The organism is Candidatus Cyrtobacter comes (assembly GCF_034470605.1).
Classification (GTDB): Bacteria; Pseudomonadota; Alphaproteobacteria; order Rickettsiales; family Midichloriaceae; genus Cyrtobacter; species Cyrtobacter comes.
In genome coordinates, this window is the sequence record NZ_JARGYT010000062.1 from 1 (window position 1) to 7,459 (window position 7,459).

6 protein-coding genes are annotated in these 7,459 nt (G+C 32.9%); 4 read left to right on the forward strand and 2 right to left on the reverse strand.

Translation table 11 applies throughout. The features are described 5' to 3' along the window. Positions 1–172: 172 nt before the first annotated feature. The gene (locus Cyrtocomes_RS04520; protein ID WP_322498008.1) at positions 173–970 is read right to left on the reverse strand and encodes a hypothetical protein; all 798 of its coding nucleotides are present in this window, start codon (positions 968–970) and stop codon (positions 173–175) included. Positions 971–994: 24 nt separating this feature from the next. Further along, entirely contained in the window at positions 995–1,336 is a 342-nt protein-coding gene (locus Cyrtocomes_RS04525; RefSeq protein WP_322498009.1) for a hypothetical protein, read from the reverse strand. A gap of 601 nt (positions 1,337–1,937) precedes the next feature. Between Cyrtocomes_RS04525 and Cyrtocomes_RS04530 the strand changes: the two genes are divergently transcribed. The 4 genes from Cyrtocomes_RS04530 (at position 1,938) to Cyrtocomes_RS04545 (ending at position 7,249) form a co-directional block, all read left to right on the forward strand. Next, on the forward strand, positions 1,938–2,966 hold the full coding sequence (locus Cyrtocomes_RS04530; RefSeq protein ID WP_322498010.1) for a M50 family metallopeptidase: 1,029 nt from the start codon (positions 1,938–1,940) through the stop codon (positions 2,964–2,966). Next, the gene (gene bamA / locus Cyrtocomes_RS04535; protein ID WP_322498011.1) at positions 2,963–5,329 is read left to right on the forward strand and encodes an outer membrane protein assembly factor BamA; all 2,367 of its coding nucleotides are present in this window, start codon (positions 2,963–2,965) and stop codon (positions 5,327–5,329) included. Before Cyrtocomes_RS04530 ends, bamA begins: the two co-directional genes overlap by 4 nt. 13 nt (positions 5,330–5,342) lie before the next feature. Beyond that, positions 5,343–5,939, forward strand: a complete 597-nt coding sequence (locus Cyrtocomes_RS04540; protein WP_322498012.1) for an OmpH/Skp family outer membrane protein — start codon at positions 5,343–5,345, stop codon at positions 5,937–5,939. A 62-nt stretch (positions 5,940–6,001) separates the two neighbouring features. Further along, positions 6,002–7,249 carry an AarF/UbiB family protein gene (locus Cyrtocomes_RS04545; RefSeq protein WP_322498013.1) on the forward strand — a complete coding sequence of 416 codons (1,248 nt, stop codon included), beginning with the start codon at positions 6,002–6,004 and terminating at the stop codon, positions 7,247–7,249. Positions 7,250–7,459: the final 210 nt, after the last annotated feature.

Consider the following 7,459-nt stretch of genomic DNA (forward strand, 5'->3'; position numbering starts at 1 on the left):
GGAAACAACCTTTTATCCATCTAAATACCATATTTATCGCCTCCAATATAATATTGCATCTTTTCCATTATTTGGCAAAACCTTTGTTAACAGTGCCTAGGTCTTCACAAAAATTATATATCTAGTGCAAAGCTCAGAGAAGAAGAGCATTTATACGCTGAATTGCAAATTTTTATGCCTTGCCTCGAATCAGCTTGTCAATTTCATTAACCAATTTAAGGCTTTCTTTGTGATCTAAGTATGTTTCGTCAAATTTTTTATATATTATGGTAGGCGCTCCGATTTTATACGTCGTATGTGTAGTAGTGCCTTTTATTTGTTGCGTGAACAAGGTCACGGCATAGTTATCAGTACCAATTCTGTGGAATGTCAAAGTATCATTAATTGTTAAATTATTTTGTATATCACGTGGGCCAGGTAAAAAATAATTATCTCCAGCCTTATATAAATGGCTAGAGATAATGCCTACCTTAATATTAGTTTGAAAAAATGAAATTTTTGTTTGTTCTTCTCGAGGTCCAACAAAACTACTTCTAGTTACCATATACAAGCCAAAATGCGCATCTTCGCTATACTTAGCTGGTATAACCGCTAAGTGCTGATTTATAAGGGCCCCAGATAAGATACTGCTGGCGGAAGAGCCATAATGATCATGTGGAAATTCAGTAGATGTAGCGGGTTTAACAAAGTGTATTCTTACCTTCCTATTCTTATCTTGGTATAGGCAAAATCCTATAAAGTTAGCGGTGCTAGCCTGCCTACCAACCGGAAGTATGGTTTCATCAGTAAAGTTAAGGTCATTATATATAATTTTTGATACATTTTGCTTTGTTATGCTCTCTTTATTAAGAGCGTCATAAGATGTCAAAGATAAGATTCTTTGCAAAAGCCTCATCTCTGAATTTTTATTCCGATCTTCAATATTTCGTAAAAATTCTAAGCTCTCTAATACATTGTATTGCTTTTTCACCCCTAAGATGTCGTCTATTAAGCTCTACTTAGCCCTGGCTATTAACACTTCCCTTGCGGGCATGTAAATAGTATTTGCAGTATGTATTAATCTTTCTTTTAGTTCGGTGTAAGATATAACCTTTCTCTCCCAATCACACTTTTCATCAATGCTTCCTTGATGGCCAAAATTTTCTCCGGCAAACTGCTTATCTGCTATTTTGACAGTAAATTCTTTATACTGTGAAAGCTCATTTCCCCAAACAAAATTAAAATCCCAAGGATGTTCTAATCTTTTATAATCATTTGCCCATATCGTAGAAGTTGAAAAAATTGATAAGAAGCAGCTCAGAACAAAATAGACTACAGTATTTGTATGTTTGCGCATAATAAGGATTTCTTTTATATGGGGCAATTTTAGCTTTATAGATAAAAATGTCAATTACTCATAGTTGATCTTTAGTGGTACCAAGTATAGACGCGGTGGTGTGGTCCAATACAAAAGGGTAAAAAGATATGAAATATTGATATAGGTATTGTGGTTGCAAGAAAGAGTAAATAATGGCTTTATGCGATTGGAGCAAACATATATTATAAAATGTGATTTAAGGTGATTGCACGAGAATAATAAAGATTACTCTTATCCATTTTTTGTTACGAATACCAAAATATCTAGATACTAGATGTTTTAAATGTAGCACATTAGTTATCATGAATTTAATATGTCATTACACTTGAATGTACATATCAAATAAAACAAGCTATTCAATTCGGTTGATAAATATCTAGTGTATTTTAGATTAAGTATTGTAAGACTTATTTTGATCTAGATAATGTATTTGAATTTTCCCTTTACGGTCATACTATTAATATATTTTTTTTAAAATTATGTAATAATTATTACATAATTACCGTTTGTAAATTTATGTATCAATCTTTTATCTCCTATGTTAATGATCTACCCAGTAGCATTTAGTTAGGCCATCCTTATGCAGGTATACGCAAATTTCTATTGGTTTATTTTTGTAGTAATTGTTGTAGTGTTTTTTCATGAAATGGGGCATTTTATCTTTGCTAGATTATTTGGCGTGAAGGTGTATAGATTTTCTGTTGGCATGGGGCCTAATCTGCTCAAATATAAGGATTCTAAGGGCGCTCTCTGGACCCTATCCATCTTTCCAATTGGTGGTTTCGTTAAGATGAAGGGGGGGAGTATATTAAGTAATGATACAGAGAGTGATAGTCTTGCGAGTCAGAGTTTAATTAAAAAATCTATCATAGTTTTTGGTGGCCCATTGGCAAACATACTACTATCATTATTCATATTTTTTTTCATATTTTATATATTCGATCCTCAGTTTAAATCTAGCACAATAAAATTTTTACCTGAAGAGAGTTATATATATAAAGTTGGTATGAGAGAGGGGGATACTATTTTATCTGTAGATAGTCAGGATGTTGGAAATTTTTCTGATGTAATAAAAGGGATTTTTTCAAATACTAATAATTATATACTCTTTGATGTAATTAGGGATGGGGAATTGCTCAGATTCCAATTAGCACGTAGTATAAATATTTTTGGAAATTTAGAATTTTGGCCTAATGAGATAGGGTTTTTCAGCAAAATTACCTTTTCTATGTCTTCTTCTGTTACTTATTGCTATAAAACTGCGATTCAGATGATTTCTGGTATCTCAGACTTATTGAGTGGAGAGAATAGCAAAGATGATATAGGTGGGCCCTTAAGAATTGCTAGTTACTCAATGAAAGCAGCTCATGCCGGTGCTCGCTCACTTTTTTTCTTTATCGCGGTTTTTTCTATGAACCTTGCCCTGATTAATTTACTTCCAATACCTGTATTGGATGGTGGGCAACTTGCTATTTATGCAATAGAAGGCATAAAGGGAAGTGAATTATCTAAAAAATTTAAGAGCATCCTTTTTGGTATTGGAGGAATTGTTGTTATATGTATAATGTTTTTTGCTATATTTAATGATATCAGATGGTTAATGTCATGAAATACTTCTTGTTTATCATATGGTGTTTATTTGTTTTTAAACCATATGTATTGTTCGCTCAGCATGAAGTTAAGAAAATAATTGTATATGGAAATGAGAGAATAGCTAGTAATGATATACAAAAATATGCAGAACTTTCAGTAGGAAATGGATACAGCGAACGTGATTTAAATGATGCATTGAAAAGGTTATATGGATCGGGGTTATTTTTAAATGCAAGTATAAGTGATGAAAATGATCTAATATCAATTCATGTTGAAGAAGGCCCGGTTATAACAAAAATAGCTTTTGAGGGTAATAAGAAGATAGAAGCTTCGGATTTCTCAAAATTGATAAAGCTTAGTATAGGTAATATATATAATACAAAGTCTGTAGATGAGGATGCGTACGCAATTTTGAATCGCTATAGGTCGGTTGGGTATATGTTTGCAAAAATTGAACCGCAGCTTATAAAGGAATCAAAAGATAAAGTTATCTTGATTTATAAGATAACTGAAGGAAAAAAAACTAAAATCAATTCCATTTCTTTTATAGGAAATTCTGTCTTTTCTAGTCATGCTTTAAAAAGCATTATTTTTTCTCAGGAATTTTCAGTATTAAAGATATTATCACCTTTTATAAAATATGACCCTTCTAGGATAGAAATAGATAAGGAAGCGCTAAAACTTTTTTATTTTAGTAGGGGCTACATGGATTTTAAAATAGTAGATGTCAATGCTGAACTTATAAAAGGAAAGGTATTTATAACATTTAAAATAGAAGAGGGGGAAAAATACCGTTATGGTAGTATAAAATCTTCGGAAATATTAGAGAGATTAGTAGACCTACGGAAAATTATAAGAGATAACAAATTAAAAATTGAGGAGGGCGGGATATACAATGAGGATAAGATAGACAGGCTAGTTTTACTTCTTGAAGAAGGTCTCAAAAATAACGGGTATTTCTTTACTGAAATCAAAAAGAAAACTATAAAAGAGGTAGGGTATGCAAATTTGGAATTTGGTATACTGGAGGCGCAAAAAGTTTATGTAAATAGGATAGATATTACAGGTAATACCAGAACTAAGGATTACGTAATAAGAAGACAAATAAATTTCATAGAGGGTGACTCATATAATGTTGCTAAGGTAGAAAAATCTAGGATTAATATTATAAGATTAGGTTACTTTAGTAACGTTGAGATAATACATAAAATTGTTTCGCAAAACCAGGTAGATATTGAATTTAGGGTTAAAGAAGAATCTACCGGTAACATTACTATGTCAGCAGGTTATACATTTGGAGCAAATGATATAGGAATGGGTGGGTTAAATGGTAACCTTAATATAAGAGAGTCTAATATATTTGGCTCTGGTTGTACTTTATTAGCGTCTTTAGAGGTCGCGGCTAATAATAAGTCTCTTTCTTTAAGTTTTACAGATCCATTTTTCCTTGATATGGACTTAAAATCCTCATTCTCTCTAGGTTATAATGTCAATACAAGGCAGGTCGGTGATGAAACAAGCTCTGGAAAGACCCCTGAATATACAACTAAAACTTATGGTGGCAGCTATGGTGTAGAGTATAAGCTGAGTGATAATCTTTTTCATAATATAGAATATTCTTTGTATAAGAGAGAGCTTGATAAAAGTGATCTTTCAATAGAGCTGAATTCTGCTAGATCAATGGACTATGCGCAAAATACCGCTGCATCTTCTATAAAAAATTCTCTATCATATATTACTGTGGATAACCCGCTAAGACCTAGAAATGGAAGTGTTGCAAGTATTAGCCAAGAGATTGCCGGGTTAATTACTGGGGTAAAATTTATCAAAAACTCTATTTATTTTAGGAAGTATTTTCCTATTTTTAAGGAAAGGGATAACATATCAGTAACGGCCAGGGTCGGTCATGTGTTTGCGCTTGGTAGTTCTGAGAGGGTATTGTTGATAGATAATTTTACATCTAATTCTACTATTGGTTATATTAGAGGATTCACTCCTCTTGGTTGTGGTGCAAGAGTTGAGAAGGCGTTGCCGCAAAAAATGAATGAAGGCGTTGGAGGGAAATCGTTCTATGCATTGAATTTAGAGGCAAGCATTTATATAAATTCTTTTGAAATATTAAAGGATTTTTCATTTAGGGTAATGGGATTTTTTGATATTGGCGCAATGTTTGATTCAGATCTTTCACAAGAGCAGCTAAGTGATGGCTATAAAGTACTCTCCTCACGCGAGCCACGTGTATCAGCTGGTGTTGGGGTTGGTTTAGAATTACCTATATTAGGAAAAATTAGCGTTTACTACACGCCAGGATTTTTAATTAAGAAAGAATCATTTGACATAGAGAGTAAAATAGGGTTTGTTATTGGTCAAGATTTTTAGTATAATTTTTATCATGAAGAGGGTTTTTGTAGCTTCATTGCTTTTCTTTTGTTTTAGTTTTAACACGTTCGCTGTTGAAGCTGTGTTTAAAATGGCCGCTATAGATTTTAATAATATACTTGAAAACTTACCTTCTCATAAAGATGCTCTTTCTAAGATAGAAAAACGAGCACAGGATCTTTCTGTGGAATTAATGAAAGAAAGAGATAGTATAGAGGCAAAATATAAAGATCTTGAGTCAAGATCGCACATTTTGTCAAAAGAGGCTGTTCAAGCCGCTCGTGAAACCCTTGAAAAAGAGCATTCTGATTTTCAGCAAAAGATGAATGGAGCAAATTCCATGATTAATTCAGCCCATTATGATGTTCGTAATGTGATAATGACTAAAACAACTGAAGCCTGTGCTGATATTGCTCGTGAGGAAGGATATAGCGTGGTTGTTCATCTTTCTACATTGGTGTATGTTGATAAAAGTATAGATATAACAGAAAAGGTGTTGAAAAAGCTGGTCACTGGGCTGAAGAACATACCGGTTGTATTTAAAGATGCTGATAACCTTGCCAAAACAAGTAGCCCGAATGCTGCCAAAAAAATAGAAAGAAAAAGTTAGTTTGACTTTGTGTGCTGAAGTTATTTCTATTTTTCATCAAATTATTGCCACTTTTGCTTAAGTTGCGATTCGCTAAGGCGGATTATAGAGAGGTATGTATAGCAAAAATAGGTTCTTTTCTTGTGAGAAATCTTGTAGAACTTGGTCCGGCCTTTATAAAATTGGGCCAAGTTCTTTCTACAAGGCAGGATTTGGTAGGTAAGAATTTAGGATCTATGTTATCGCAATTAGAAGATAGGATACCTCAGGTTGATTTTAGCAAAATTAGTAGGTTGCTCGATTTAGAAATATCGCAAGAAAGGCTTTCTGAAATAGAATATATAGAGAATACAGCTGTAGCAGCCGCTTCCATTGCGCAAGTCCATAAGGCGCAATTAAAAGATGGCACACAAATAGCTTTCAAATTTTTGAGGCCTGGCATAAGTAAGAAATTTTATAAAAATCTTAAAACATTAAGGGCGCTTTCCAAGATATATGTATTTATTTTCAAATCTGCAAAAAAACTTAAATTTGAAGAAATAATACCAAAAATAGAGTCTATAGCGGCTGCTGAGCTTGATATGAGGCTTGAAGCTGCTGCTGCTGATAAACTGAGGGAAAATTGTAAAAATGATAAATTTGTATACATACCAAAAGTTTATTGGAGGTATACTAAAAAAAGCATCTTGGCTTTAGAGTGGGTTGATGGATTATCGTTAAAAAATAAAGAAGATATATCAAAGCTTGGTTTAAGTTTTAAAGAGATAACCAGGAGATTGGCAATTACTTTTTTTAATCAAGCTTTTAGAGATGGGTTTTTTCATGCAGATCTCCATAAAGGGAATATCTTTATAAATAAAAGTGGACAAATTGTATTAGTGGATTTTGGTATAGTGGAAAGTCTTGCAGATAGAGACCGTATGTTTGTTGCACAGATCATAGATGCTTTTGTTGCAAGGGATTATTGTAGGGTTGCTAATATGTATTTTAGAGCTGGGTATGTACCAAATGATCAATCTCGGTATAAGTTTGAGCTTGCATGTAGAAGCATTGGCGAATCTATATTTGATGCTCCAGTCAGCCAAATTTCTATATCTGAATTATTAAAGCAATTACTAGAAATAACTAGGGAATTTTCTATGCCAACGCAGGCGCAGTTACTAATGTTACAAAAAACAATGTTAACAGTTGAAGGTGTGGGGTATTTCTTGTATCCAGAAGTAAACATGTGGTATCTAATAAGGCCATGGATCAAGGATTGGGCCAAGAAAAACCTGTCTTATAGGTGTAAGTTTAGATTTATATTAAAACATATATTTAATATTCTATAGTGAGTAATATAGCTAAATCGCCATAAAAGAGTACTCTAATTTCGGCATTGCCTAATAATTATAGATAGGAATTGAGATTAATCAAATCTTTCCAAAATAGTAGTGTTAAACTATAGCCTAGGCAAAAGAGGTTGATATAATAAGATGATAATATCATTGGTTAGTTATAATATTTTCGAATGGGAAGAGCGTATTCTCTTAGAGAAGAGG

What these genes read in the sequence shown, in the direction of transcription:
- Cyrtocomes_RS04525 (WP_322498009.1), bottom strand. Translation starts at nt 1,336, where the DNA reads ATGCGCAAACATACAAATACTGTAGTCTATTTTGTTCTGAGCTGCTTC.
- Cyrtocomes_RS04530 (WP_322498010.1), top strand. Translation starts at nt 1,938, where the DNA reads ATGCAGGTATACGCAAATTTCTATTGGTTTATTTTTGTAGTAATTGTT.
- bamA (WP_322498011.1), top strand. Translation starts at nt 2,963, where the DNA reads ATGAAATACTTCTTGTTTATCATATGGTGTTTATTTGTTTTTAAACCA.
- Cyrtocomes_RS04540 (WP_322498012.1), top strand. Translation starts at nt 5,343, where the DNA reads ATGAAGAGGGTTTTTGTAGCTTCATTGCTTTTCTTTTGTTTTAGTTTT.